We start from the raw sequence: 25770 nt of genomic DNA, 5'->3' as shown, positions 1-25770 counted from the left end.
GGCACGTCTTCGCACGTCAGCGGCCGGATCGGGAGCCGGCGCCGGACCTGCGAGGCAGGCCCGGACGGCAAATGTTAATTGCAGGCGTCAGAGCTGCAACGTTCAAGAGGAGGAATCCATGGCTGGCCACACACACAACCCTGCCGATGGCGAATACGGCAATGGTGCGGCCAAGGCGTCGGAGACCACCTCGATCCATCTCACCCCCGTGCGGGATGAACCCACTATTGCCCCCAAGCTGTCATCCGAAGAGCGCAACTCCGTTGAGGCACTGCCGGCTGGATCCGCACTCCTCGTTGCGCACAGCGGCCCGAACGCCGGTGCACGCTTCCTGCTCGACTCGGACGTCACTACCGCCGGCCGCCACCCCGACGCCGACATCTTCCTGGACGACGTCACGGTCTCCCGCCGGCACGTCGAATTCCGGCGCACCGCCCGGAGCTTCGAGGTAGTGGACAAGAACAGCCTTAACGGCACCTACGTTAACCATGACCGCGTTGACAGCGTGGAGCTCAAGTCCGGCAGTGAAGTCCAGATCGGCAAGTTCCGCCTCACCTTCTACCTGAGCCCTGCCAGCGCTGCAGGCCGCGGCTGATTCGGGGACCGCTGCCTGTGGCAATGGCACAACCGGAACGCCGGGGACCGCAGGTCCTGAACATCGGGGAGGTCCTCGCTCAGCTCAGCGGGGACTTTCCCGGCATGACAGCGTCAAAAATCAGGTTCCTTGAGGAAAAGGGACTGATCAATCCCCGCCGCACGCCGGCGGGCTACCGGCAGTATTCCGACGGCGACGTGGAGCGGCTGCGTTTCGTCCTGGCTTTACAGCGGGACCAGTACCTGCCGCTGAAGGTTATCAAGGACTACCTTGACGCCATCGACAGGGGAGAACGCCCCGAAAACCTGCCACCCGGCGTCGTGGTGTCCCCGCGCATTGTCTCGGACGAACTGGCCGCTGAACTGCAGAGCCGGGGGCGGAAGCTCACCGAGGAGCAGCTGCGAACGGAGTCCGGGGCCAGCGTACCCCTGCTCCAGGCCCTCCTGAGCTTCGGTTTGATCAGCCACTCCAACGGGCAGTTTGATGAGCACGCCCTGCAGGTGGCCAGGGCCTGCGTGCAGCTGGAAAGCCACGGGCTCGAACCCCGCCACCTGCGGCCCTTCCAGGCAGCTGCCGAAAGGGAGTTCGGTCTCGTGGAACGTGCCGTGGCGCCGCTTGCTTCCCGCAAGGACGCCGCTTCCCAGGCGCGGGCGGCGGAGGCCGCCCGCGAAATCAGCGACCTCTGCCTCACCCTGCACCGGGCTCTGGTGCAGGACCACATCTCACGCATGGACATCTGATGATTGAAGTCGAGATCGTAGGCGTTCGGATCGAACTGCCTTCCAACCAGCCACTGGTCCTCCTGCGGGAGATGCACGGTGAACGCCATGTGCCCATCTGGATCGGCACCCCGGAGGCAAGCGCCATCGCCCTTGCCCAGCAGGGTGTGGTTCCGCCACGGCCCATGACGCACGACCTCCTGGTGGACGTGGTCGAGTCGCTGGGCCACTCCGTGGTCAGCGTGAACATCGTGGCCGTGGAGGACAACATCTTCTACGGCCAGCTCCAGTTCGAGAACGGCACCACCGTCAGTTCGCGTGCCTCCGACGCCCTTGCCGTCGCCCTTCGCGCCAAGTGCCGGATCTGGTGCGCGGACTCCGTGATGGACGAAGCCGGCGTACGGATCACCGAACACGATGAGGGCGAGGACACGGAGCCCGGCCCCACTGTCGACGAAGAGCGCGAACTGCGCCGGTTCCGGGAGTTCCTGGACGACGTGGAACCCGAGGATTTCGACGGCTAAGGTCACGTTAAGGTTAAAGCTGAGGATGAAAGTTTCGACACGCCTCTTCGAAGTGCCCAACGTCTTTGACCTTGGGTCCCCACGGGCCTAACGTCTAAGTATCGAGTTCCCATTGCTTACGGCAGCCGCGCAGGTCACACTGGAAGGTGCGCCCCGCGGAAATTACAGGCATGATCTTCATTCCTGTTAAGGCTGCTGCAGTTCTTCTCGGGGAGCTTATGACAAGGAGGATCCAGGTGAGTCCCAAAGGCGAAGCAGGCGGGCTGAAACAGCCCACGGCTGGTGTTGCTGTGCCCGCAAGCGGTGCCCAGGGCCTCCTGTTCACCGAAGATCTCCCTGTCCTGGATGAAGACGCAGGCTACCGGGGTCCCACCGCCTGCAAAGCAGCGGGCATTACTTACCGCCAACTGGATTACTGGGCGCGCACCGGACTTGTGGAACCTGCAGTCCGCGGTGCCGCCGGCTCGGGATCCCAGCGGCTCTACGGCTTCCGCGACATCCTCGTCCTTAAGGTCGTGAAGCGCCTGCTCGACACGGGTGTGTCGCTGCAGCAGATCCGCACCGCCGTGGAACACCTGCGTGAACGCGGCGTGGAGGACCTGGCGCAGATCACGCTCATGAGCGACGGCGCCAGCGTCTACGAGTGCACCTCCGCGGACGAAGTCATCGACCTCGTCCAGGGCGGCCAGGGTGTCTTTGGTATCGCTGTTGGACGCGTCTGGCGCGAGGTGGAAGGCAGCCTGGCATCGCTTCCCAGCGAACATGCCGCGGAGCAGTCCTTTCCCGACGACGAACTGAGCAAGCGGCGGGCCGCCCGCAAGATCAGCTGACGCTGCAGCACGGTTTTTAAGCCAACAACAGAGGCCGCTCTCCATGGGGAGGGCGGCCTCTGCTGTTGGCGTCGCTTTTTCCTACCTTGCCCGGCTGCGCAGGCCGCTGCCAACCGCCATCAGGTTGGCCAGCAGGTCATCAAACAATTCCGCGGCGGCCTTGGCGGAGTCGCCGGGCCAGTGGTGCACGGGGTGGGCGGCGCCCTGGATTTGCTGCCAGTTCGCCTGTTCCGGGATTCGGGGGCTCAAGAGGAGCTCGCCGAACATCGACTCCATCTCCGCAAGCCGGTAGCTGTGCTCGGAGGACCCTGACCGCACCCGGTTGGCGATGATGCCGGCCGGTGAAAGGTTGGGCGCGAACTCCTGGCGGAACAGCTGGATGGCCCTCATGGTGCGTTCGGTGCCGGCCACGGAGAACAGCCCCGGCTCGGCAACAAGCGCCACCTTGTCGCTGGCTGACCATGCCATCCGGGTCAGGCCGTTCAGGGATGGCGGGCAGTCGATCAGGACGAGCTGGTAGTTCTCGGCGGTGGCCAGGACCGAGGACAGCCGCCGCAGGTCGCGGCGGCTGAGGTCCGGCCGGTCGTAAATTCCCGTGTAGGCGGAGCCGACGGCCACATCCAGGACGGCTGGATCCGAGCCATTGGACCGGGCCCGCGCCGTCCAGCTGCTGCCCACAACATTCTCGGCGAGTTTGGCGCGGCGGGGGCTCTTGAGCATCCTTCCGATGTCGAGCTGGTCGTCAGGCTGCACACCCAGTGCGGTAGTTGCGTCTGCATGGGGATCAAGATCCACCACCAGCGTGCGGATGCCTGCGGCAAGGGCTGCAGACGCCAATCCTGTGGTGACGGAAGTCTTGCCGACTCCACCCTTGAGGCTGCTGATGCTGACTACTTGCACTTGAGAGACCAAAACCTAACGCCGGATGCCGTGTTGGGAGTAATGTTTGCTCCGGCAGTGCCGAAGCCGGACGGTCCTGCCGCCCTACTCATCATATGTGGATGCGTCGGCGATTCCTGCTTTAAGGGGCGTCGGCATGGCACCGACTATGCTGCCGGGGCGGTTTCCGCCCGGGCTGGCAGAAGGGCTCGGGACATGACGGGGAAATCTGTGACGGTGGCCACAAAGATTTGTGTTTGCCCTTGTAGGTCCTAGACACTGTGACCACTCACCGATCCACCCGCAATGATGCAGGAGAAGTATGTTTTCCAAAGTTCTGGTGGCCAACCGCGGCGAAATCGCGATCAGGGCCTTCCGCGCCGGCTACGAGCTGGGCGCCAAGACGGTTGCCGTATTCCCCCATGAGGACAGGAACTCGATCCACCGCCAGAAGGCGGACGAGGCCTACCTGATTGGCGAAGAGGGCCACCCCGTCCGGGCCTACCTGGATGTTGCCGAAGTAGTGCGCGTAGCAAAGGAGTCCGGTGCGGACGCCATCTACCCCGGCTACGGCTTCCTCTCCGAGAATCCGGACCTGGCCCGCGCGGCCAAGGATGCCGGTATTACGTTCGTCGGTCCGCCGGCCGAGGTGCTGGAACTTGCCGGCAACAAGGTCGCAGCCCTGAAGGCTGCCCGTGATGCGGGTGTTCCCGTCCTGAAGTCCAGCGCGCCCTCTAAGGACCTGGACGAGCTCATTGCGGCAGCCGACGAGATTGGCTTCCCCATCTTCGCCAAAGCCGTGGCCGGCGGCGGCGGGCGGGGCATGCGCCGGGTGGATACCCGCGAGGCACTCCCGGAGGCACTGCAGGCCGCCATGCGAGAGGCGGACGCAGCATTCGGTGACCCCACCATGTTCCTGGAGCAGGCCGTCCTTCGCCCGCGCCACATCGAAGTGCAGATCCTGGCGGACGCCGAGGGCAACGTGATGCACCTCTTCGAGCGGGACTGCTCCATCCAGCGCCGCCACCAGAAGGTTATCGAGATCGCCCCGGCCCCCAACCTGGACGAAGGCATCCGGCAGGCCCTGTACCGGGACGCCGTCAAGTTCGCCAAGGCCCTGAACTACGTCAACGCCGGCACGGTGGAGTTCCTCGTTGACACGGTCGGTGAGCGCGCCGGCCAGCACGTCTTCATCGAAATGAACCCCCGTATCCAGGTGGAGCACACCGTCACGGAGGAAGTCACCGACGTCGACCTCGTCCAGGCCCAGATGCGGATTGCCGCCGGTGAAACGCTGGCGGACCTCGGCCTCTCCCAGGATTCCGTGCAGCTCAAGGGCGCAGCATTGCAGAGCCGCATCACCACCGAGGATCCCGCCAACGGGTTCCGCCCCGACGTCGGAAAGATCACCGGCTACCGCTCTGCCGGCGGAGCCGGCGTACGGCTCGACGGCGGCACTGTCTACTCGGGTGCCGAAATCAGCCCGCACTTCGACTCGATGCTGGTGAAGCTCACCTGCCGCGGCAGGGACTACCCGGCCGCCGTCGCCCGCGCCCGCCGCGCCCTGGCGGAGTTCCGTATCCGTGGCGTCTCCACCAACATTTCCTTCCTCCAGGCGGTGCTCGACGACCCCGACTTCATCGCCGGCGATGTGGCCACCTCCTTCATCGACGAGCGACCGCAGCTGCTCAAGGCGCGTGTCTCTGCCGACCGCGGCACCAAGCTCCTCACCTGGCTTGCTGAAGTCACCGTGAACAAGCCCAATGGCGAGCTGACCGTGCACTCGAATCCCGCCAGCAAGCTGCCGTCCGTGAAGGACATGCAGGCGGCACCGGGTTCACGGCAGAGGCTCCTTGAGCTGGGACCTGATGGCTTCGCCAGGGCGCTTCGTGAGCAGAACGCCGTGGCTGTCACGGACACTACTTTCCGGGATGCCCACCAGTCGCTCCTGGCCACCCGCGTCCGCACCCGCGACCTCGTGGCAGCGGGCCCCGCAGTGACGGCGCTCATGCCGGAACTGCTTTCCGTTGAGGCCTGGGGCGGCGCCACCTATGACGTCGCCCTTCGGTTCCTGGGCGAGGACCCCTGGGACCGGCTCGCCGCCCTTCGCCAGGCGCTTCCGAACGTATGCCTCCAGATGCTCCTCCGCGGCCGCAACACCGTGGGCTACACGCCCTACCCGGAAGAGGTCACGGAAGCCTTCGTCAATGAGGCCGCGGCCACGGGCATCGATATCTTCCGCATTTTCGACGCCCTGAACGATGTCAGCCAGATGGCGCCCGCCATCCGGGCCGTCCGGGCAACAGGCACCGCCGTCGCCGAAGTGGCGCTCTGCTACACAGGCGACATGCTGGATCCCGAGGAGACGCTTTACACGCTGGACTACTACCTGGGCCTGGCCCAGAAGATCGTGGACGCCGGAGCCCATATCCTGGCCATCAAGGACATGGCAGGCCTGCTCCGTCCCGCCGCCGCGGCGAAACTTGTCTCGGCCCTTCGGGAACGCTTCGACCTGCCGGTGCACCTGCACACCCACGACACCGCGGGCGGCCAGCTGGCCACCCTGCTGGCCGCCGTGGATGCCGGTGTCGATGCAGTGGACGTCGCCTCCGCATCGCTGGCCGGAACCACCAGCCAGCCGTCGGCCTCTGCCCTGGTCGCAGCGCTGGCACACACGCCGCGGGATACCGGGCTGAGCCTGGCCGCAGTCAGCTCGCTGGAGCCGTACTGGGAAGCGGTCCGCCGCGTCTACGCGCCGTTCGAGTCGGGCCTCCCGGGCCCCACCGGGCGTGTGTACCAGCACGAAATCCCCGGCGGGCAGCTGTCCAACCTCCGCCAGCAGGCCATGGCACTCGGACTGGGGGAGCGGTTTGAGGCGATCGAGGACATGTACACCGCCGCCGACCGGATCCTGGGGCACCTGGTCAAGGTCACGCCGTCCTCCAAGGTGGTGGGCGACCTCGCCCTGCACCTGGTGGGCCTGAATGCGGACCCCGCGGATTTCAACGAGAATCCGCAGAACTATGACATCCCGGATTCAGTCATCGGTTTCCTTTCCGGTGAGCTGGGTGACCCTCCGGGAGGCTGGCCCGAGCCGTTCCGCACCAAGGCCCTCCAGGGCAGGAGCGTGAAGGTCCGCGACGTGGAGCTCAGCGCCGAGGACAGTGCCGCCCTGAAGTCCGATTCCAAGACCCGCCAGCACACGCTTAACCGGCTGCTGTTCGAGGGACCGACCAAGGACTACTTGAAGAGCGTGGAGACCTACGGCAACATCTCGGTCCTGGACACCCGGGACTACCTCTACGGACTCCAGCGCGGCGCCGAGCACGAGATCCAGCTGGAGAAGGGCGTGCGGCTGATCGCATCCCTGGAAGCCGTCTCCGAGCCTGACGAAAAGGGCATGCGCACGGTCATGTGTACCCTCAACGGCCAGTCCCGGCCGGTGGTGGTCCGGGACCGCTCAGTAGTCAGCAACGTCAAGGCAGCCGAGAAGGCCGACCCGGGCCAGCCCGGCCACGTGGCAGCACCGTTCGCCGGTGCCGTCACCGTCACCGTCAAGCCCGGAGACACCGTGAACGCAGGAGACACCGTTGCCACCATCGAAGCGATGAAGATGGAAGCGTCCATCACGACGCCCGTGGCCGGCAAGATCGCCCGGCTCGCCATCTCCTCGGTGGAACAGGTAGAGGGCGGAGACCTCCTGCTGGTAGTGGAGCAGTAGAACACGGCAGCGAGTGATACAACGAGAGGGTCCTCCGTCAGGAGGACCCTCTCGTTTGTTTGCGGCAGTGGTTGAGGCAGGGCCCGATCCTCTGCGTGCTATTCCCCCCGCCCCGCTGAGGCCGCTTCGCGGCGAGCGGGGGCGCGGGGCCCCTTTTACGCACGCTGCCGGACCGGGGCCCTGCCTGACAGTCCTGCCTTGCTACGAGCGCGGTGCCGCGTACATTTCCTCGATCACCGTCTCGAAATCCTTCATCACCTGCGCCCGCTTGACCTTCATGGACGGCGTCAGGTGCCCGGAGGCCTCGGTGAAGTCAGCAGGCACAATCCGGAAGGACTTGATCGCTTCAGCCTGCGACACGGAGCCGTTTGCCGCGGTGATCAGGTCCTGGACGGCTGCCTTGACCACGGAGTTGTTGGCCGCATCCTCGAGGGACGTGTCTGCCGGGAGGTTGTGGCGCTGCAGCCAGCCGGGCAGGGCCTCCTGGTCCAGGGTGACAAGGGCTCCAATGAAGGGCCGGTTGTCACCGACCACCAGCACCTGGGAGACCAGGGCATCGGCGCGGATCTGGTCCTCCAGCAGCGCTGGGATCACATTCTTGCCACCGGCGGTGACGATGATTTCCTTCTTGCGGCCGGTGATCCACACGAAACCGTCTTCGTCGAGGCGGCCGATGTCGCCGGTACGGAACCACCCGTCGGCAAAGGTTTCCGAGGTCAGGTCCTCGCGCTTGTAGTAGCCGCGCATCACGCAGACACCCTTGGCCAGGATTTCGCCGTCTTCGGCAATCCGGACTGCGTTCCCGGGCAGCGGCTTGCCCACGGACCCGATCTTGATCAGCGAGGGCGTGTTGACGGAAATGGGGGCCGTGGTTTCAGTCAGGCCATAGCCTTCGAGGACCTGCAGGCCGATGCCCTGGAAGAAGTGGCCCAGGCGTTCACCCAGCGGGCCGCCGCCGGACACGGCATGGGCAACGTGGCCGCCCATGGCAGCCCGCAGCTTGCCGTACACCAGCTTGTCGAAAAGGGCGTGGCGGAGCTTAAGGCCCAGGCCTACCCGCCCGCTTTGGCGCGCTTTGGAAAAGGCGATGGCAGTGTCAGCGGCCTTGTGGAAAATGGCACCCTTGCCGCCGTCCTCCGCCTTGGTCAGCGCCGAGTTGTAGACCTTTTCGAACACGCGGGGCACGGCAAGGATAAAGGTGGGCTCGTAGCTCTGCAGATCGGCGAGGAGGTTCTTGATGTCCGGCGTGTGGGCCACGGTTGTCCCGGCGGCCATGGCCAGCACGGAGATAAAGCGTGCAAAAACGTGGGCCAGCGGCAGGAACATGATGGTCTTCGCGTTCTCATGGACGATCTCGCCGATGATGGCAAGGGCATTGTCCGAGAGTTCAACGAAGTTTCCGTGCGTAAGTTCGCAGCCCTTGGGACGGCCCGTCGTGCCGGAGGTGTAGATGATGGTGGCGATGTCGTCCAGGTTTGCCATGGCGCGCCGCGCCTCGAGGTCGGCGTCGCTGACCTCGCGGCCCGCTTCGCGGAGGGCGTCCAGCCCCTGGCCTTCCAGTTGCCACACGTGGTGGAGCGCGGTGAGGCCCTCGGCGGTCACCGCCTGGCGGATCACATCCTCATGGTGTGCTGCTTCGCCGAACGCTGCCACCGCACCGGAGTCACCGAGGTTCCACGCCACCTGCGACGGGGAGGAGGTCTCGTAAATCGGAACCGATACTGCGCCCGCAAACCAGATGGCAAAGTCCACCAGCGCCCATTCGTAACGGGTGCGGGACATAATGCCGACGCGGTCACCGGCAGCCACGCCGCTTGCGATCAGTCCTTTGGCCAGGGCAGAGACGTCGGCCAGGAAGTCCTTGGCCGGGATGTCCTGCCAGGCACCGGCGGAGTCGAGCCGCGAGAACAGTGCCGGGTTGCTGGGCTTTGCAGCCTGCCGCAGTACCAGATCAGTGATGTTGGTTTCCGGTGGGACAACAACAAGAGGCGGAACACTGAATTCGCGCACTATAGCTCCTTTGATATCCGAAGACCCGCGCAGGGGTATGCCTAAAGACTAGTACGCCTGTACCGGACCGTGCAGTATCTAAACCTACTGACGAGTAACTTTGCCGTCAATGGTGCCGGGCGGGACATGTGGCGACTTTCCTTCGCCCCCGGAACCGCCAGCCTAGAATGGTTGACTATGTATGCACCGCCCCCCGGCGAACAGGCCGGCCCCTTGCGACGACCGGTTCCCTGGAGGCGGCGCCCAACCACCGGCCGGACCAGGCTGCGTCACGGTGAAGGCTTCCGCGAGCACCTGCGCCTCGGCCGGAAGGGCCTTGCCATCGGGATCGATATCGGGGGCACCAAGGTGGCTGCCGGTGTGGTGGATGCCGAAGGCAGGATCCTCAACGAGGCGCGCCGTTCAACGCCCGGCACGGATCCGCGGGCGGTTGAACGAGTCATCGTGGAGCTGGTGGAGGAGCTTGGCCGGGGCCACCGGATCTGGTCGGTAGGGATCGGCGCCGCCGGGTGGATGGACCTCGACGGCGGCACGGTACTTTTCAGTCCGCATCTCGCCTGGCGGAACGAACCGCTCCGCAAAAACCTGCAGAACCTGTTGCGCCGTCCCGTCCTGCTCGCCAACGACGCCGACGCCGCAGCGTGGGCCGAATGGCGTTTTGGCGCCGGGCAGGGTGAAGCCCGGCTGGTGTGCATCACCCTGGGCACGGGAATCGGCGGGGCCATGGTGATGGACGGGCGCGTGGAGCGCGGCAGGTTTGGCGTAGCCGGCGAGTTCGGCCACCAGATCATCATGCCCGGCGGCCACCGGTGCGAGTGCGGCAACCGCGGGTGCTGGGAACAGTACGCGTCGGGGAATGCGCTGGGACGTGAAGCCCGGATCCTGGCGCGGGCGAACTCCCCGGTGGCCCAGGACCTCCTCGCTGCCGTCGGTGGCAAAACCGACACGATCACCGGTGCAATTGTCACCGAACTGGCCTTGGCCGGTGACGCTGCTTCCCGTGAACTGATCGACGAAGTAGGAGACTGGCTTGGGCTGGGGCTGGCCAACCTGGCCGCGGCCCTGGATCCCGGGCTGTTCGTCATCGGCGGCGGCCTCTGCTCAGCCGGGGACCTGCTGGTGGAACCTGCCCGAAAGTCCTTCGCCCGCAACCTGACCGGCCGCGGCTTCCGGCCGGCCGCCGGGATTCAGTTGGCGGCCCTCGGACCGAATGCGGGCCTGATCGGGGCGGCTGATCTGTCCCGGGTGAGCAGCAGGGTGCGCGCCTGAGGCACTAAACGCGGGCGCCGTCGTCGTTCTCGTCTTTCTCCTGTGGAAGCTTCATGATCAGGTAGACCGTGCCCAGCACAAACACGGCCACAATGCCCAGGATGGCGAGCAGCGGTGCCGAGCGCCAGAACATGGCCGACAGCAGCAGGGCTATAGGCCCGCCGACCGCCGCCAACCAGGCCAGCATGGTCAGGGGGTCGGTCCCGGCCAGACTCGGCGGCTCCTCGGGAACGAACTCGCCGTCGTCCCCGTCCACGTCGTAGTCGCGCGGCCCCGGAGCCGCCGTGCCGTTCGCGGCGCCAGGCGGTGTTGCGGCGGACTCCTGCCGTTCGGCGGCGGAAAGCTCGGTGGGAGCAGCTCCAGCAAGGCCCAGGGGATCGAAGTCCCGGAAGGCGGCGGGCCTGGCCGGGGGAGCGGGAGTGTCTTCCGGCGCCCCCGGGCGGTCAACACTGTCCGTACCGGCAGTATCTGAACCGGCAGTATCTGCCGGGGAGTCTGATTCCAGGCGGGCCACCAAATCAAGCCAGACGGCGTCGTCGTGGTTGGCGCCCTGGTCCGGGGAGCCCGGGTCAGGCCTGTTCATGGGAGGCCTCCCTGCCGGGCGTAGCAACCGAAGCAGACGCAGCGCCGGCGGTGGAAACCAGGCTGCGGATAAAGTCCACCGAACCCGCAAAGATTTGGTCGGCGTCGTTGTCCATAGTGGCCACGTGGTAACTGTTTTCCAAACGGATCAGCTCCAGGGGTGCGTGCGTGAGGCCGCGGCGCAGCGCCACGATGCTGGAGTCGGACACCACATGGTCAATCGTGGACCGGTAAACCTGCACGGGAGCAGTAACCCTGGGCAGGATCCTGAGGGTGTCCTTGAACATCTTGTTCAGTTCGTGGGCGGCCGCCACCGGAGTGCGGGCATAGGCGCCCTCATCCATGCCCTCTTTAAGGATGTCGTTCCCGATGGCCGGCGTGCTTTTCATTACCAGCTTCAGGATTCCGGCGAGCGGAGCGCGCGGATCGTCAATCACCAGCCCCGGATTCACCAGGACCACCCCGGCCACTGGACGCGTGGCGGCGATGCGCAGCGCCAGCGCCCCTCCCATGCTGATGCCGGCCGCAAAGACGAAGTCGCAGTCCGCGTCAAGTTCCAGGTAGGCGTCATCCAGTGCTCCATGCCATTGCTGCCACGTAGTCCGGGCCAGCTCCTGCCAACTGGTGCCGTGGCCCGGCAGCAGCGGCATGCGGACAGCGAACCCTGCGGCGGCGAAGGCATGAGCCCAGGTACGCAGGCCATGCGGGCTTCCCGTGAATCCGTGCGAGAGCACCACGCCGATCCGGGGCCCCTCGCCGTTGAAAGGACTGCTGTACGGGCTATGGTCCGGACTGGAGGTCATGGGGTCTCCACTGAGGTGTTCTGGCGGGCGCGGGCATGGAAAAAGGCGCTGGATTTCGAAAAGATCTCCGGCGCATCCACGTCCAGCGTAGCCACATGGCCGCTGCTGGCAAGGCTGACTACCTCTTCAAGGTGCGTCCCCAGGCGGTTTTTCAGTACTGCCAGCGAGGTGGGCGGGACTACTGCGTCCGTCTGCGACTTGAACACCTGCACTGGAGCCGTGACCCGGGGCAGGCCCCGGGTGGCAGCCCCGAACAGTTTCTTTAACTCGTGGACGGCGGAGAGCGGTGTGCGCGAATAGTCGCCGTCTTCGGTGACAACCGCCGTGGGCTGCTCCTCCTGGATGGGGAGGGTGGTCTTCTGGAAATACTTCAGCACCCCAATGACGCGTACCCGGCGGTCATAGAAGCTCAGGCCCGGGTTCACCACCGAGACTCCCGCCACGGTGTGCCTGGAAGCAGTCAACAGCGCGATGGCTCCGCCCATGGACAACCCCGCGACAAAACACGTATCGGTCCGCTCCGAAAGCTCCAGGTAGGCGTCTTCGAAGCTGTCGTACCACTCGGTCCAGCGCGTCCGGGCAAGATGGCGCCAGTCAGTCCCGTGCCCGGGCAGGAGGGGAACGGTTACCGCGTACCCTTGCGAGGCGAGGTGTTCTGCCCAGGGCAGCACACTCAGGGGGCTGCCGGTGAAACCGTGGCAGATGGCCACTCCAATCCGCGCGTTGGCTCCGTGGCCGGGATAGCTGAAAGCGGCAGGACGGGACGGGGTGCTGCTTTCGCTCATGACTCCATCGTGTCACTGTTCCCGGCAAATCTCACTAGAGTAGGGTTGCATTGAACTGCTGGCCAGGCCCGACGCGGGGCCTGAGGGCTGCTTTCCGGAGGGGTTTCGCACGTGTTCTATTGGGTGATGAAAAGGATCTTCCTGGGTCCGGTGCTGAAGCTGCTTTTCCGCCCGTGGGTAAAGGGCCTGGACAACATTCCGGCCGAGGGTGCGGCGATAATCGCTTCCAACCACCTCTCGTTTTCCGACTCCATCTTTATGCCCTTGATGGTCCGCCGGCCGGTGGTGTTCCTGGCCAAATCCGAGTACTTCACCGGCACGGGAATCAAGGGCAGGTTGACGGCCCTGTTCTTCAGGCTCACCAACCAGTTGCCCATGGACCGGTCCGGCGGTGCGGCGTCGGAGGCATCGCTGAGCGCCGGAATGGACGTCCTTACGCATGGCGGGCTGCTCGGCATCTACCCGGAAGGGACGCGCAGCCCCGATGCGCGCCTCTACCGCGGAAAGGTGGGCGTGGCCAGGCTCGCGCTCAAGGCCGGAGTCCCGGTGGTTCCCGTCGCCATGATCGGCACGGACAAAGTGCAGCCCATCGGCAAGCGCCTGCCGAACATCCGCAGGATCGGCATGATCTTTGGTGAGCCGCTGGACTTCAGCAGCTACCACGACCAGGCCGAGGACCGTTTGGTCCAAAGGCAGGTCACGGACGAGATCATGTTCGAGCTGATGCGGCTCTCCGGGCAGGAGTATGTGGACGAGTACGCGGCCGTGGTGAAGCTCCGGCTCGCAGCCAAGCCCGTTGACCCTGCTGCGGCCGCGGAACCCCTTGCCACCCCCGTGCCCCTCGAGGGCATCCGTGGCGGCTCGGATGCCGATGCCCCCCGCGCCGGTGCCGGGGAACTGGATCCCGACGCCGAAAAGCAGCAGGACGACGGCGGAACTGCCGCCACCGCGTGACCCCTGCCGGCAGCCTCCCGGGTCCGCTGGCGGTCGTGTAGGGGTCTGTGACGCCGTCGCCGGGATGCGTGACGCCGTGGTGTTCCCCGCGCCTGCGCGACCGTTAGTCTTAGAGGGTGACTGAGCTATCTGCAAAACCTGCCTTCTCGCTGTCCAGCACCGCCCAGAGCGGCGCGGCCAACTATCCCGGACTCGATGACTGGCGGGACCTGCCCATTTCCCAGCAGCCCAGTTGGCAGGACAGGGACGTATTCGATGCCTCGGTGAAGGAACTGTCCGTTCTTCCCCCGCTGGTCTTCGCCGGCGAGGTGGATGTCCTCCGCGAGCGGCTGGCTGCTGCTGCCCAGGGCAAGGCGTTCCTGCTGCAGGGCGGCGACTGTGCCGAAACCTTCGAAGCGGCCACGGCGGACAAGATCAGCGCCCGGGTCAAGACCATCCTCCAGATGGCGGTGGTCCTGACGTACGGCGCCGCGATGCCCGTCATCAAGATGGGCAGGATGGCCGGGCAGTTCGCCAAGCCCCGCTCGTCCAATGACGAAACCCGCGACGGCGTGACGCTTCCGGCATACCGCGGCGACATCGTGAACGGCTACGAGTTCACGCCGGAATCCCGCGGCCACGACGCCGCACGGATGCTCCGCGCCTACCACACGTCCGCCTCCACACTGAACCTCATCCGCGCCTTCACCCAGGGCGGATTCGCGGACCTGCGCTCGGTACACCAGTGGAACAAGGGCTTCACCGAGAACCCGGCCCACGCCCGCTACGAATCGCTGGCCCGCGACATCGACCGCGCCATCCAGTTCATGGCTTCCTGCGGTGCGGACTTCGAGGCACTCAAGCGTGTCGAGTTCTTCGCCAGCCACGAGGCTCTCCTCCTGGATTACGAGCGTGCCCTCACCCGGATCGACTCCCGTACCGGCTTCCCGTATGACACCTCCGCGCACTTCCTCTGGATAGGGGAGCGGACCCGCGAACTGGACCACGCGCACGTGGACTTCCTGTCCCGGGTGCGAAACCCGATCGGCGTCAAGCTCGGCCCGTCCACCACTGGCGACGACGCCCTCCGCCTGATCGACAAGCTGGACCCGGAGCGCGAGCCCGGCAGGCTTACCTTCATCACCCGCATGGGTGCCGCCAACATCCGCGAGAAGCTGCCCGCCGTTGTCGAAAAGGTCACCGCCTCGGGTGCGCAGGTTCTCTGGGTTACCGACCCCATGCATGGCAACACCGTGACGTCCCCGAACGGTTACAAGACCCGCAACTTCGACGACGTCATCGACGAAGTGCGCGGCTTCTTCGAGGTGCACCACGCCCTGGGGACTGTTCCCGGCGGCCTGCACGTGGAGATGACCGGTGACGACGTCGCGGAGTGCCTGGGCGGCGCTGATCCGATCGACCAGGAAGCTTTCCTGGACCGCTACGAGTCAGTCTGCGACCCCCGGCTGAACCACATGCAGTCACTGGAAATGGCGTTCCTGGTGGCAGGGGCACTCGCCAAGCACTGAGCTGTTCCAAGCACTGATGTCCGGCCGGCACCTGCGGGTGCCTGGTGTGGGCGGGCCGGTCCCGCCTACACCACGGTCAGTGTGATGACGGACCCTTCAGGTACCTCTGTGTCCACAGGGTCCTGGTCGCGTACTGTGCCGAAGAAGCCGCCCAGGATATTGTCCACCTGCACGCGGAAGCCGAGTGCCTCAAGGGCCCGCTTGGCCTCCGCCGCCTGCTTGCCGATGTAGCTGGGCACCTCCACCATCCTGGGCCCCTTTGAGATGGTCAGGGTCACCGTTCCGCCGCGCGTGAGGGTTCCGCTGGCCGGAGACTGGCTGACCACAGCGCCCTCGGGGATGTTCCTGTCGAATACTTCTTCCCGCGCAACGTCAGCCTCCAGCCCGGCGGCTTCGATGGCGTCCCTTGCGTCATCCTCATCCTGCCCCACCACGTCGGGCACCGGGATCGGCTCGGGGCCCTTCGAGACCACCAGGTTGACAGGCGTTCCACGGGGCGCGGGAGCGCCGGCGGCCGGATCCTGCGACAACACAACGCCGGCGGCTACAGCCTCGTCAAACTGTTCGGTGACGCTTCCAAGCGCCATCTCCGCGGCGTTGAGGGCGATTTTGGCTTCCTCCAGCGTCCCGCCGGCCAGTCCGGGCAGAGGGAAAAGCTGCGGTCCCTTTGAGACAAACACCGAGACCGGCTGGAATTTCCGGATTTCAGAGCCGGCCGGCGGCTCAGTGCCCACTACCAGGCCGTTGGGGACGTCGTCGTCGAAAACATCCCTGGTGGTGGACCGGAAACCTGCCTGGCCCAGGAGTTCCTGGGCCTGTGCCACCGTCTTGTTTGCCACGGAAGGGATGGCTGCGGCGGAGCCGGGGCCCATACCGAAGAACCAGCCGGCACCTGTGGCCAGTAGTGCGGCGATGACCAGGACCACCACCCACAGGACTCCGCGGCGGCGTGGGCTGCCTTCACGGAGGTTGCGTGCCGGAGTGGCTGCAGCACGCGCCCGGGCTCTCTCATCCTCCTTGTCGGCTTTGCGCTGCGCCCGCTTGCTCAGCGGCGGCGGCGCGGCGCCAGTCCACCGGGCGTCGTCGTCCCTATCCGGCGGGGTGAGGACGTGCCGCTGACCGGGCGCCGACTCCCGCCCCGGGCCCCGACCTGCCTGCGGGTGCAGCGGCTGGTGGCGTGGCGCAGGCGGCCGGCCAAACGGCATAACGCTTGTCGGATTATTTGTGCGGGATATGACTTCAGTGTGGTTCCGGTTGCCAACCGGGTCCTGGCCGCCGGTATCCAAGGCGGCGGGAGGTTGCAGGTCCAGTTCGCGATCGCTGAGGTTGGTCCTGATGTGCCGCAGTTCCTGGAGCAGAGCATTGCCGTCGATGGGGCGGTTCTCAGGATCGTTGGCCGTACACCACTGCACCAGTTCGTCCACCTCCGCGGCCAGGCCCGGCACCAGGGCGGAAGGTGGGCCTACCACGCTATTGACGTGCTGGTAGGCCACCTGGATCGGCACCTCGCCGGTGAACGGCTGCTGGCCTGTCAGCATCTCGTAAAGCATGATGCCCACCGAGTAGACATCGCTCCGGGCATCAGCGGCCTTACCGAGGACGAGTTCGGGGGACAGGTAGGCGACGGTGCCGAGGAGCGCTCCCGTGCTGGTGGAAGTGGTGACTGCGCGGGCCAGGCCGAAATCGCCGATTTTGATTCTGCCGTCATCGGCTATCAGGACGTTTTCGGGTTTCACGTCCCGGTGGATGAATCCCGCCGTGTGTGCTGCGCCGAGGCCTTCCACCACGGGATCGATCAGCGCCAAGGCAAGCCGGGGCGGAAGCGCACCCTTGTCCCTCATCACATCCCGCAGCGTGTGGCCTTTGATGTACTCCATGACCAGATACGCGGTGTGGGCGTCAATGCCCTGGTCCAGCACTCCCACTACGTGAGGGTGGGACAGGCGGGCGGCAGCCTTGGCCTCCCGGCCCAGCCTGCCGAGGAAGCTCTCATCGGCGGAGAGATGGGGGTGCAGCACCTTCAGGGCCACGTCCCGCTCCAACCTTTGGTCCGTAGCCACGTAGACGGTGGACATTCCGCCGCGCGCCAGCCTGGACCTGACGGCGTACCGGTTGTCCACCAGGGTTCCTACGAGAGGGTCTGACACGTGTTCCTGCACCCTACGATCGTAATCCAGCAATGAAACGGGTCCGAACCGATACCGGTCCGGACCCGTGCCGAGTTCTCCCCGCCTCTCCCGATCCTGGGGAAAGCGGATTGGTGCTAGCTGAAGTTCTTCTGGTGTGCCTTGATGGCCGCGACGTAAGCCTTGGTGTCGTTGTACATGCCGTACTTGCTCACCGAATACTGGCCCTGGTAGTAGCCGGCGATGGCTGTGTCCCGGTCCTTGCTGGTGGCGAGGAGCTGGCGGATGATCGCTACTCCGGCCGTCGCATTGTCATACGGATCCAGGAGGTTCAGCTTCCGCCCCACGAGGTCCGATGCCCACTGGCCCGAGCTGGGGATGACCTGCATGGTCCCGATGGCGTTCGCGGGGGATACCGCGCGCTGGTCGAAGCCGGACTCCTGGTGGGCGAAGGCGAGGGCAAGTGAAGGCTCCACGCCCATGGCACGGGCGGTGTCCGCCACAATGCCACGCATCTGCTCGCGGGAGGGGACAGGCGAAGCGTTCAGGAGCGCCTTGTTTTCATTCGCTGAGCTCACCACGGCTGCCGGGTAGCTGAAGCCAAGGAACGAACTGGGCACCAGCGGCGTAACGGAGGCTGCCGGCTGCGGGGCCTGCTTTCCGGCGCCGGGGATGGCCAGCTTGTTGCCCGGGTAGATCACGGTGCCCAGGTTCATATGGTTGGCGGACAGGAGATCCGAAAGCTTGACGCCGTGGCGCGAAGCGATGCCGGAAAGAGTGTCGCCGGCCTTAACCGTGTACGAGCCGGATGCCGGGGCAGTGCCGGAGGTGTTCGCCATGGCCGGGGCCGGTGCAGCAGGAGCAGGAGCGGCCGGGGCTGGAGCGGCAGCGCCACCGCCCACTTTGACTTTCTGCCCGGGGTAAATGATCGAACGCATGGTGAGGTTGTTCCAGGCGAAGACGTCGGCCAGGCTCACCTTGTGCTTTGCGGCAATGGCACCCAGGGTGTCGCCTGGCTTCACGGTGTAGCTGGCACCGCCGGCCGGAGCGGAAGGGGCGGCGGGAGCAGCTGCCGGAGCGGGGGCTGCCGGCGCGGCGGCCGAGCCTGAGAGTTTGATCTTCTGCCCCGGGTAAATGATGGTGTTGGCCTTCAGGTTGTTCAGTTTCAGGATTTCGCCCGTATTCAGCCCGAACCTGCCCGCAATGGCGCTGATGGTGTCGCCCCGGGCGATCGTGTACTCAGCCGGCGCCGCGGGCCGCGCGGGCTTGAAGGCGGTGGGGATGGCGGTGGAGACGGACGACGCGGGGATGACAGCCGCCGTCGCCTGGGCTGCCGCCTGTGCTTTCATGGCCGCCGCGAGGGTGGCCGGTACCGCGCGGGCAGGCTGTTCCGCGGCGGCGGGCTGGGCGAGCGCCAAGGATGACAATACGACCGCTGGCAACGCTGCCGTAGTGGCAGCGATCATAGGCAGACTCGGTTTGGGGGGCTGCTTGGGCGAGCGGGACATCGTCATGGAAAGAATCCTCTTCTCAACTGCGGGCGCGGGCGGGGATGCCGCTCATTCTGATACTAGTGTTACTCGTGTTATTCCTGTTACGAGTGTGATCTATGTGAATCTCTCACGAATTTGCAATTAGCACAAGAATTCCCGCATTACTTGCAAGCAGTGATTCCTGGAGTGTCCGCATGCCGGCAGCGCTGGCATGAATATCCCGACTAGGCGCGACGGTGCGCACCATGGCAACCTTGATCCGTGAGTAATGTAGAAAACCTCGTGGGCGAATGGTTGCCCTTGCCCGACGTCGCCCGTTTATTGGATGTTTCCATCACCAGGGTCCACAGTTTGCTTGACGAACATGCTTTGGCTGCTTTGCGGGTGGGAGAGCGCAATATTCGTTCGGTTCCGGCTGAATTCATCCAGGACGGCCAAGTGGTGGAGAGCCTTAAAGGCACCATTGTTGTACTGGCAGACGCCGGCTATTCCGACGAGGACCTCATCGTTTGGCTTTTCACGCCTGATGAATCACTGCGCGGCCGTCCTATTGACGCCCTGCGGGAGGGCCGTAAAACGGAAATAAGGCGCAGGGCACAGACCCTCGCCTGGTAGCCGTCAGGCTTTAGCGGCCTGGATCAGGAGGCGCGGCTGACGGTTGCTTCGGCCAGCCTCCGCAGGGCGGTTTTCGGCAGTTCGTCCAGTGGAAGTGCCTCGAGGGCGTCGAATGCTGCAGCGCCGAATTCATTAATCAGGACTTCGGTGGCCTGCAAGGCTCCCGACTCCTCGATAATCCGCCGGATTTCATGAATGTCTTCATCGGCGAGGTCGGGGCTGCCGAGCCTGGCGTCGATGAAGGCAGATTCGGCTGCAGATGCCTGGTCCAACGCCAGCGCCACCAAAACGGTCCGCTTGCCTTCACGCAGGTCGTCGCCGGCGGGCTTGCCGGTGGTGAGTGGATCGCCAAAGACGCCGAGTACGTCGTCGCGAAGCTGGAAGGCCTCGCCCAGGGGCAAGGCGAACGCGGAGTAGCCGCGCAGCAGTTCGTTCGAGGCGCCCGCGAGTGCTCCACCGAGCGCGAGAGGGTGCTCGGTTGAATACTTGGCTGACTTGAACCTGATGATTGACTGGGCCCTGCTGACCGCACCTGCGCGGTCCCGAACCGGGCCCGCCACTTCCTCCAGGATGTCCAGGTACTGGCCGGCCATGACCTCTGCGCGCATGAGGTTGAAGATCAGCCGGGCACGGCTGCCTGCCGCGGCGTGCTCACCGATATCCGTGAACGCTTCCTCGCTGAACGAGAGGCACAAGTCCCCCGTGAGGATGGCAGCGGCCTGCCCGAACCGCTCACTGTCCAGTGCCCAGCCACGGGTCCCGTGGAGTTCGCTGAAGCGACGGTGGACACTGGGTCCGCCCCTCCGGGTGTCCGAACGGTCAATGATGTCGTCATGGATCAGCGCGGCAGCCTGGAACAATTCCAGCGCGGCTCCGGCCGTGACGACCTGCTGGGCTGACGGCTCGCCGCCGGCGCCCCGCCACCCCCAATAGCACATCAGCGCCCGGAGGCGCTTTCCACCGGTCACCAGGTTGGAGATGGAGCCCATGATGGGTTCGATGTCCGGTGAAATCGCGGACATAATGGACTGCCGGGACGTGAGGAAGTCAGTCAGTTCCCCGGCAACTGCGGCCACAAAAGCGGCCTGTTCATTCCTTAACTGCTCAGCCGCCGTCACTTGGCTGACTCAGCTGCCACGTTGGCGCCGATGGTAAACGTGACAACACCGGCCGCTTCCACGGCGGAGAGATTGACCGTCTCGTTATCGCCCCGGACAAAGTCCTTCGAAGCTATGGCCCCCACGGACTCACCCGGGACCGCCTTGAATCCGCGGGCCTCCAGCTCCTTGGTGTAAAAGTCCAGGACGGCTGCAGTAGGCGACGTGATGGTGGCCACCAGGGCGGCGGTCGCCGGCGTAGACGCCTTGTCGAAGCTGCTGGACACCACGCTCGCGCCGGGCATGAGCGGCAGGAGCTGCTGTGGGAATCCTTCGACGACGGCACCCACTGTGGCGGACGTGTTGGGCGAGGGGGAGGGGCTGGCCGAGGCGGTCACGGTGGCCTGCGACGTTTCCGTCACGGAAGCGGAAGCGGAAGCGGAGGCGGAGGGTTCCGGTGTTCCTGAGGGCGTTGGGCTGCAGGCAGCGAGGACAAGCGCCGCCCCGACAGCAAAAGCGGCCAGGGCTGCTGGCCTAGGGTTTCCAATGACCGTCACAGGGACTTTCCTCCTGGTGTAGAAGCCGGATTCAGCCTCCAGTTTAGTCAGTACAAAGCGATAGGATTGCAGCCGTGGGACCTGTGGTGACGAACGAACCGGCCGGAGCAGGCCTCCAACGCCGCAGGCGCAACTGCATCATGCACGTGGATATGGACGCCTTTTTCGTCTCCGTGGAACTGCGCACCCGGCCCGAACTGAGGGGTAAGCCGGTCATTGTTGGCTATCCGGCGGAGCGTTCAGTTGTCCTGTCCGCCTCTTACGAAGCCAGGGCATTCGGCGTCAAGTCGGCCATGCCAATGGCAGTAGCGATGCGTATGTGCCCCCAGGCTGTCATCATCGAGCCCCGGCACAAGGTGTACTACGAAGTTTCCGCCGAGCTGATGGCAATCTTCGGATCCGTCACGGAACTCGTAGAACCGCTCAGCGTGGACGAAGCGTTCCTGGATGTTGGTGGCGCCATACGCCGGCTTGGTCCGCCGCGCACTATCGGTGAGCTGATCCGGAGCAGGGTGGCGGCGGACCTGGGAATCACAGCCTCGGTGGGGATCGCCGAAACCAAGTTTGTGGCAAAAATCGCCTCCACCCGCTGCAAACCTGACGGCCTGCTCCTGATTGGGCCGGATGAAACCGTTCCCTATCTCCACACCCTGCCGGTCGGAGCGCTGTGGGGCGTGGGTTCGAAAACCACCGACGTCCTGGCGAGGATGGGAATCAAAACCGTAGCGGACCTGGCGGCCACGCCGGTGTCCTCCCTCAAGAAGATGCTTGGCGCCACCGGAATCCACGTACACCAGCTCGCGTGGGGGATAGACCCCCGCCCCGTCACGCCGGTCCGGCTCGAGAAGAGCATCGGGGCCGAGGAAACCTTCGCCGAGGACACCGCCGACGACGCCCTTCTCCACCGTGAGCTGCTGCGGCTTTCACACCGGACGGCAGAGCGGCTGCGAAGTTCGGGCATGGTGGCCCGAACCATTGCCTTGAAGCTGCGCTTCGCCGACTTTTCCACCATCACGCGCAGCCGGACCGTTCAGACCCCCGTGGACAGTGCGCAGCTCATCTATGGGGTGGCGCTTCAGCTCCTGGACTCCGTGGCCAGGCCAATGACCGTCAGGCTGGTCGGGGTGCGGGCCGAACAGCTTGAGGAAGCAGCGACGACCTCGCTCCAGCTGAGCATCGACCGCAGGGATGACAACTGGCGGGCCGCCGAGCAGGCCGTGGACCAGGTGGCCCGCAAATTCGGTGGTAAATCCGTTCTTCCGGCCCGCCTCCTGGAACCGGGGAACGGGTCCGGATAAATCGGACAAACAAGCGGCCAGAAGGCCCCCGGGAAAGTCATTGCCGTCTTTCAGAACGGCCCTGAACAAACTATCCTTATAGATACGAAGTTTTTGAGTGACTGGACTTACTACCGGGCTCTCTTGGACATGCTTCCGCTCCGGCGCCGGCATGCCAGGTGAACGTTTTCGCCATAGCCGGCGGGGCGGGAACCTCTAAGGCATGCCGGACGTTATCCGAGCAGAAGTAGTGGCTGGGATCAGCCCGGACGTTGGCCTACAAAAGGAGGTCGTGATGCCGCTGTCGGAGCACGAACAGAAGCTGCTTGAGCAGCTGGAGAAGCAGCTTCACGAGGATGACCCAAAGTTCGCGAATTCCATGGGGTCGGACCCCGGGCGCTCGTGGTCGACGAGACACGTCGTGATCGGCGTCCTCTGCGCCCTGGCAGGCGTCTTCCTGTTACTGGTGGGCGTCACCCTCCAAAGCATATTTGTTGGTGTCCTCGGCTTCATCGTGATGGGCGGCGGCGTCTACTTCGCCACCATGCGAAGCAACCCGTCCGGCGCCAAGGGCGCGAAGCCCGGCACGGGCAAAGCCGGTAAACAGCGCAGTTCCTTCATGAGCAGCCTCGAGGAACGCTGGGACGAGAGGCGCAGGGGCGAGCCCTAGCCCCTTGGGGCGCCGGCCCTTGCGGTCGCCAGCCCCTCCGGGCGTCCGCTGATCACGGTAGCTCCCTGGCACACCACATTGCTCCCCCAACGGGGTGAGTGCGCCCAAAGACCCGCTTCGGCGGGTCTTTTGGCGTTTAACGCGGTTATTGGACCTGCAGAAGCAATCAATGCGGCGCGTTTGATATCGCTGGCGCTAATTGTCCACCCAGGGGTGCCAAAGTCCTCCACTTCCCACCACCACCGCAATTACGCGCGATTTAGCGGCTGTATTCCCAATAATTGCGCCTCCTTACCCCCTTTTCGCGTTGACTGTGATGGAAAGTGGAGTAATGTGGAGGACATAAGAGGGTGGTTGCAACATAGGGGATGTGCAGTTCCTGACATCGGACAGGCGGTGGGCCAGTGTTCCTGGGCACGCATTCGCCACGTCTGGATGAAAAGGGGCGGATCATTCTCCCCGCGAAGTTCCGGGAGGAACTTGCCAGCGGGCTGGTCCTTACCAGGGGCCAGGAACGTTGCATCTACGTCTTCAGCGAGAAGGAATTTGCCCGGGTCCACGAGCAAATGCGGGAGGCGCCAATCTCCTCAAAACAGGCGCGGGACTACATCCGCGTCTTTCTCTCTGGAGCCTCTGACGAGGTACCTGACAAGCAGGGGCGCGTGACTATTCCACCGGCGCTCCGGGAGTATGCAGGGCTCGGCAGGGAACTGGCCGTCATTGGCGCCGGGACCCGCGCCGAGATCTGGGATGCCCAAGCCTGGAACGAGTACCTCGCAGAGAAGGAGACAGCCTTCTCTGAGACCGATGATCCCATTCCGGGCATTCTCTGACCGGAACAGGGAGAGCGGCAGCTTTCTTGGTTGAGATCTCCAGCCGGCCCATCGGCTGCCAACCTGGCTCACTTCCCCGGAGCCAGGCGGGCAGGATGATAGGCGCGGATGGGGATCTGGGCCAAGAACCAACCAGGTGACAGCGACGGCGAGAGAGGACGAGGCATGAACGATCAACCGAAGCCCACGTCCGAACGCCATGTGCCGGTCCTGCGGGACCGGTGCATTAATTTGTTGGCTCCCGGTTTTGAAGCAGCCAGGAGCCGTGGTGCAGCCCCGGTAGCCATCGATGCCACCTTAGGTATGGGGGGCCACTCCGAGGCCATGCTGCAGCGCTTTCCGGACCTGCACTTAATCGGCATCGACCGGGATGAAGAAGCACTTGCCCTCGCAGGGGAGCGGCTGGCGCCGTTTGAGGCGCGGACGGATCTGGTCCACGCCGTTTATGACGAAATCGAAGAAGTCATGGCTGACCTGGGCGTCCCCGAAGTCCACGGAATCCTGATGGACCTGGGCGTTTCCTCGCTCCAGCTGGACGAGCGCGAACGGGGCTTTGCCTACTCGTTCGACGCCCCGCTGGACATGCGGATGGACACCAGCCGCGGCCAGACCGCGGCCGACGTCGTCAACAACTACAGCGAAGAGGAACTCGTCCGGATTATCCGGAAGTGGGGCGAGGAGAAGTTCGCCGGCCGGATCGCGAACAGGATCGTTGCCTCCCGGGCCATCAAGCCTTTCACCACCACGGGGGAACTGGTGGAGCAGATTCGCGCGGTCGTTCCCGCGGGCGCGGCCAAGACGGGCGGCCACCCGGCCAAGAGGACGTTCCAGGCCCTTCGGATCGAAGTGAATGAGGAACTCGACGTCCTGGAACGCGCCGTTCCCGCGGCCGTGGACGCAACTGCTTTGGGCGGCCGCATTGTGGTCATGTCCTATCACTCCCTGGAGGACAAGATCGTCAAGGGGGTCTTCCAGGCCCGCTCCAAATCCTCCGCTCCACTCGGATTTCCGGTTGAGCTGGAAGAACATAAACCGGAACTGAAGACCCTGACCAAAGGCACCGAGGTGCCAACCGCCGTCGAAATCGCCGAAAACCCCCGCGCAGCTTCAGCAAGGCTGCGCGCCGTGGAACGTATCCGAACCAGGAGAGCTTAATGAGCACCGCTGCCGTCAAGAACTTTCCCGTCGTATCCGGCTCGGCGGCCAAGCAGCTTCCGGCGGGTTCGCCGGCGGGGCCACGCCGGAGCCGCACTCCGCTCTCCGTCGTCCGGACCGTTCCGCGCAAGCGCCGCGCCCCCTTCGTGGTGCTGTGCTTTGCCATGCTTGCTGTGGCCCTGATCGCCGTTCTCGTCCTTAACATTTCAGTGTCCACGGCGCAGTACCAACTGGTGGAACTGCGCGCCAGGCAGAGCACCCTGACGAAACAGAACCAGGACCTCACCCAGCAGGTCCAGAACTTTGAGGCACCCCAAAACCTGGCTGCACAGGCGACAAAACTGGGCATGGTGCCTTCCACCGTCAAGGGCCAGATTGACCTGTCAACCCTCTCCGTTACGGGCAAGGCCACCCCCGCTGCCAAAGACGGCGCTGCAGGGGCCGTTATCCCGGCGCCTGCTGTCCCCGGCCAGCTGACAGTGGTTCCCCCGGCAAGCAAACGCGATCCCCTGGAGGCCCGGAAACCGGTCGAGGATACCCCCGCAGCGGCCACCTCCGGCGCTGCCCGTGAGGCAGCCCCCGGCAACGCTGCAGCAGCTGCAGCTCCCGGCGCTGGTGCTGACGCCGCCCCCGCCCAGACTCCGCCCGCGCCCGCTCCGGCAGTGCCGCCCGTGGAGCTCCACGGCGGATCGGTTCCCGCGCCTGAGCAGAAGGTCCCCGGACAATAGCACGGCAGGTCTGACAGGCAACAAGGTCGAGCAGCAAGGA

At 65.1% G+C, this 25770-nt stretch carries 23 protein-coding genes; 14 read left to right on the top strand and 9 right to left on the bottom strand.

The genetic code is table 11. The features are described from left to right. The first annotated feature begins 118 nt into the window (after positions 1-118). The 4 genes from M1D32_RS12050 to M1D32_RS12035 all read left to right on the top strand — a co-directional run bounded on the left by M1D32_RS12050 (position 119) and on the right by M1D32_RS12035 (position 2668). Positions 119-595, top strand: a complete 477-nt coding sequence (locus M1D32_RS12050; RefSeq protein WP_458778902.1) for an FHA domain-containing protein — start codon at positions 119-121, stop codon at positions 593-595. A 23-nt stretch (positions 596-618) separates the two neighbouring features. After that, entirely contained in the window at positions 619-1335 is a 717-nt protein-coding gene (ftsR, locus tag M1D32_RS12045; protein WP_458778901.1) for a transcriptional regulator FtsR, read from the top strand. Then, positions 1335-1838 carry a bifunctional nuclease family protein gene (locus M1D32_RS12040; RefSeq protein ID WP_138135016.1) on the top strand — a complete coding sequence of 168 codons (504 nt, stop codon included), beginning with the start codon at positions 1335-1337 and terminating at the stop codon, positions 1836-1838. The genes ftsR and M1D32_RS12040 overlap by 1 nt, the downstream gene beginning before the upstream one ends. Positions 1839-2074: 236 nt before the next feature. Next, complete coding sequence (locus tag M1D32_RS12035) at positions 2075-2668, top strand: MerR family transcriptional regulator (protein ID WP_009358601.1); 594 nt, start codon at positions 2075-2077, stop codon at positions 2666-2668. Between the two features lie 81 nt (positions 2669-2749). On the opposite strand, the gene M1D32_RS12030 is transcribed toward M1D32_RS12035, so the two are convergent. Then, entirely contained in the window at positions 2750-3568 is an 819-nt protein-coding gene (locus tag M1D32_RS12030) for a ParA family protein (RefSeq protein WP_458778900.1), read from the bottom strand. A gap of 301 nt (positions 3569-3869) precedes the next feature. On the opposite strand from M1D32_RS12030, the gene M1D32_RS12025 reads away from it, so the two are divergent. Continuing rightward, positions 3870-7268, top strand: coding sequence for a pyruvate carboxylase (locus M1D32_RS12025; protein WP_458778899.1), 3399 nt, complete (start codon positions 3870-3872; stop codon positions 7266-7268). A gap of 201 nt (positions 7269-7469) precedes the next feature. Here M1D32_RS12025 and M1D32_RS12020 read toward each other — a convergent pair whose 3' ends face one another. Continuing rightward, on the bottom strand, positions 7470-9278 hold the full coding sequence (locus tag M1D32_RS12020; protein WP_458778898.1) for an AMP-dependent synthetase/ligase: 1809 nt from the start codon (positions 9276-9278) through the stop codon (positions 7470-7472). 177 nt (positions 9279-9455) lie between these two features. Between M1D32_RS12020 and M1D32_RS12015 the strand changes: the two genes are divergently transcribed. Beyond that, a complete protein-coding gene (locus M1D32_RS12015) occupies positions 9456-10547 on the top strand; it encodes an ROK family glucokinase (protein ID WP_458778897.1) in 1092 nt (363 codons plus the stop codon). A 4-nt stretch (positions 10548-10551) separates the two neighbouring features. Here the strand turns inward: M1D32_RS12015 and M1D32_RS12010 are convergent, their stop codons facing one another. Genes M1D32_RS12010 through M1D32_RS12000 form a run of 3 tightly spaced genes read right to left on the bottom strand, consistent with a single transcriptional unit; the run spans position 10552 to position 12717 of the window. Continuing rightward, complete coding sequence (locus M1D32_RS12010) at positions 10552-11130, bottom strand: hypothetical protein (protein WP_458778896.1); 579 nt, start codon at positions 11128-11130, stop codon at positions 10552-10554. Beyond that, positions 11117-11932 (bottom strand): alpha/beta hydrolase, encoded by an 816-nt coding sequence (locus tag M1D32_RS12005; RefSeq protein ID WP_458778895.1) that lies wholly within the window; start codon positions 11930-11932, stop codon positions 11117-11119. Before M1D32_RS12005 ends, M1D32_RS12010 begins: the two co-directional genes overlap by 14 nt. Further along, positions 11929-12717, bottom strand: coding sequence for an alpha/beta hydrolase (locus M1D32_RS12000; protein WP_458778894.1), 789 nt, complete (start codon positions 12715-12717; stop codon positions 11929-11931). Before M1D32_RS12000 ends, M1D32_RS12005 begins: the two co-directional genes overlap by 4 nt. A 111-nt stretch (positions 12718-12828) precedes the next feature. On the opposite strand from M1D32_RS12000, the gene M1D32_RS11995 reads away from it, so the two are divergent. Next, complete coding sequence (locus tag M1D32_RS11995; protein WP_458778893.1) at positions 12829-13671, top strand: lysophospholipid acyltransferase family protein; 843 nt, start codon at positions 12829-12831, stop codon at positions 13669-13671. A 116-nt stretch (positions 13672-13787) separates the two neighbouring features. Then, the gene (locus M1D32_RS11990; RefSeq protein ID WP_458778892.1) at positions 13788-15179 is read left to right on the top strand and encodes a class II 3-deoxy-7-phosphoheptulonate synthase; all 1392 of its coding nucleotides are present in this window, start codon (positions 13788-13790) and stop codon (positions 15177-15179) included. A 65-nt stretch (positions 15180-15244) separates the two neighbouring features. Here the strand turns inward: M1D32_RS11990 and pknB are convergent, their stop codons facing one another. Further along, positions 15245-17338, bottom strand: coding sequence for a Stk1 family PASTA domain-containing Ser/Thr kinase (gene pknB / locus M1D32_RS11985; RefSeq protein ID WP_458778891.1), 2094 nt, complete (start codon positions 17336-17338; stop codon positions 15245-15247). Between the two features lie 104 nt (positions 17339-17442). Further along, entirely contained in the window at positions 17443-18819 is a 1377-nt protein-coding gene (locus M1D32_RS11980; protein ID WP_458778890.1) for a lytic transglycosylase, read from the bottom strand. 240 nt (positions 18820-19059) lie between these two features. Between M1D32_RS11980 and M1D32_RS11975 the strand changes: the two genes are divergently transcribed. Then, positions 19060-19413: an Rv2175c family DNA-binding protein gene (locus M1D32_RS11975; RefSeq protein ID WP_458778889.1), complete on the top strand. Its 354-nt coding sequence runs from the start codon at positions 19060-19062 to the stop codon at positions 19411-19413. Between the two features lie 23 nt (positions 19414-19436). Here the strand turns inward: M1D32_RS11975 and M1D32_RS11970 are convergent, their stop codons facing one another. Then, on the bottom strand, positions 19437-20531 hold the full coding sequence (locus tag M1D32_RS11970; protein ID WP_458778888.1) for a polyprenyl synthetase family protein: 1095 nt from the start codon (positions 20529-20531) through the stop codon (positions 19437-19439). Continuing rightward, on the bottom strand, positions 20528-21067 hold the full coding sequence (locus M1D32_RS11965) for a hypothetical protein (RefSeq protein WP_458778887.1): 540 nt from the start codon (positions 21065-21067) through the stop codon (positions 20528-20530). Before M1D32_RS11965 ends, M1D32_RS11970 begins: the two co-directional genes overlap by 4 nt. A 140-nt stretch (positions 21068-21207) precedes the next feature. Between M1D32_RS11965 and dinB the strand changes: the two genes are divergently transcribed. From dinB to M1D32_RS11940, 5 genes are all read left to right on the top strand, one after another. Further along, positions 21208-22365, top strand: a complete 1158-nt coding sequence (gene dinB, locus M1D32_RS11960; RefSeq protein ID WP_458782179.1) for a DNA polymerase IV — start codon at positions 21208-21210, stop codon at positions 22363-22365. 274 nt (positions 22366-22639) lie between these two features. Further along, positions 22640-23014 (top strand): DUF3040 domain-containing protein, encoded by a 375-nt coding sequence (locus M1D32_RS11955; protein ID WP_458778886.1) that lies wholly within the window; start codon positions 22640-22642, stop codon positions 23012-23014. A 404-nt stretch (positions 23015-23418) separates the two neighbouring features. Beyond that, positions 23419-23847 carry a division/cell wall cluster transcriptional repressor MraZ gene (mraZ, locus tag M1D32_RS11950; protein WP_018763545.1) on the top strand — a complete coding sequence of 143 codons (429 nt, stop codon included), beginning with the start codon at positions 23419-23421 and terminating at the stop codon, positions 23845-23847. A gap of 165 nt (positions 23848-24012) precedes the next feature. Further along, a complete protein-coding gene (gene rsmH, locus M1D32_RS11945) occupies positions 24013-25002 on the top strand; it encodes a 16S rRNA (cytosine(1402)-N(4))-methyltransferase RsmH (protein WP_458778885.1) in 990 nt (329 codons plus the stop codon). After that, positions 25002-25730, top strand: a complete 729-nt coding sequence (locus M1D32_RS11940; protein ID WP_458778884.1) for a hypothetical protein — start codon at positions 25002-25004, stop codon at positions 25728-25730. The genes rsmH and M1D32_RS11940 overlap by 1 nt, the downstream gene beginning before the upstream one ends. Positions 25731-25770 lie beyond the last annotated feature (40 nt).

It is taken from the genome of Arthrobacter sp. D3-16 (assembly GCF_054408515.1).
Note: the sequence above shows the minus strand (reverse complement) of the source record. Positions and strands in the feature narration are given on the sequence as shown.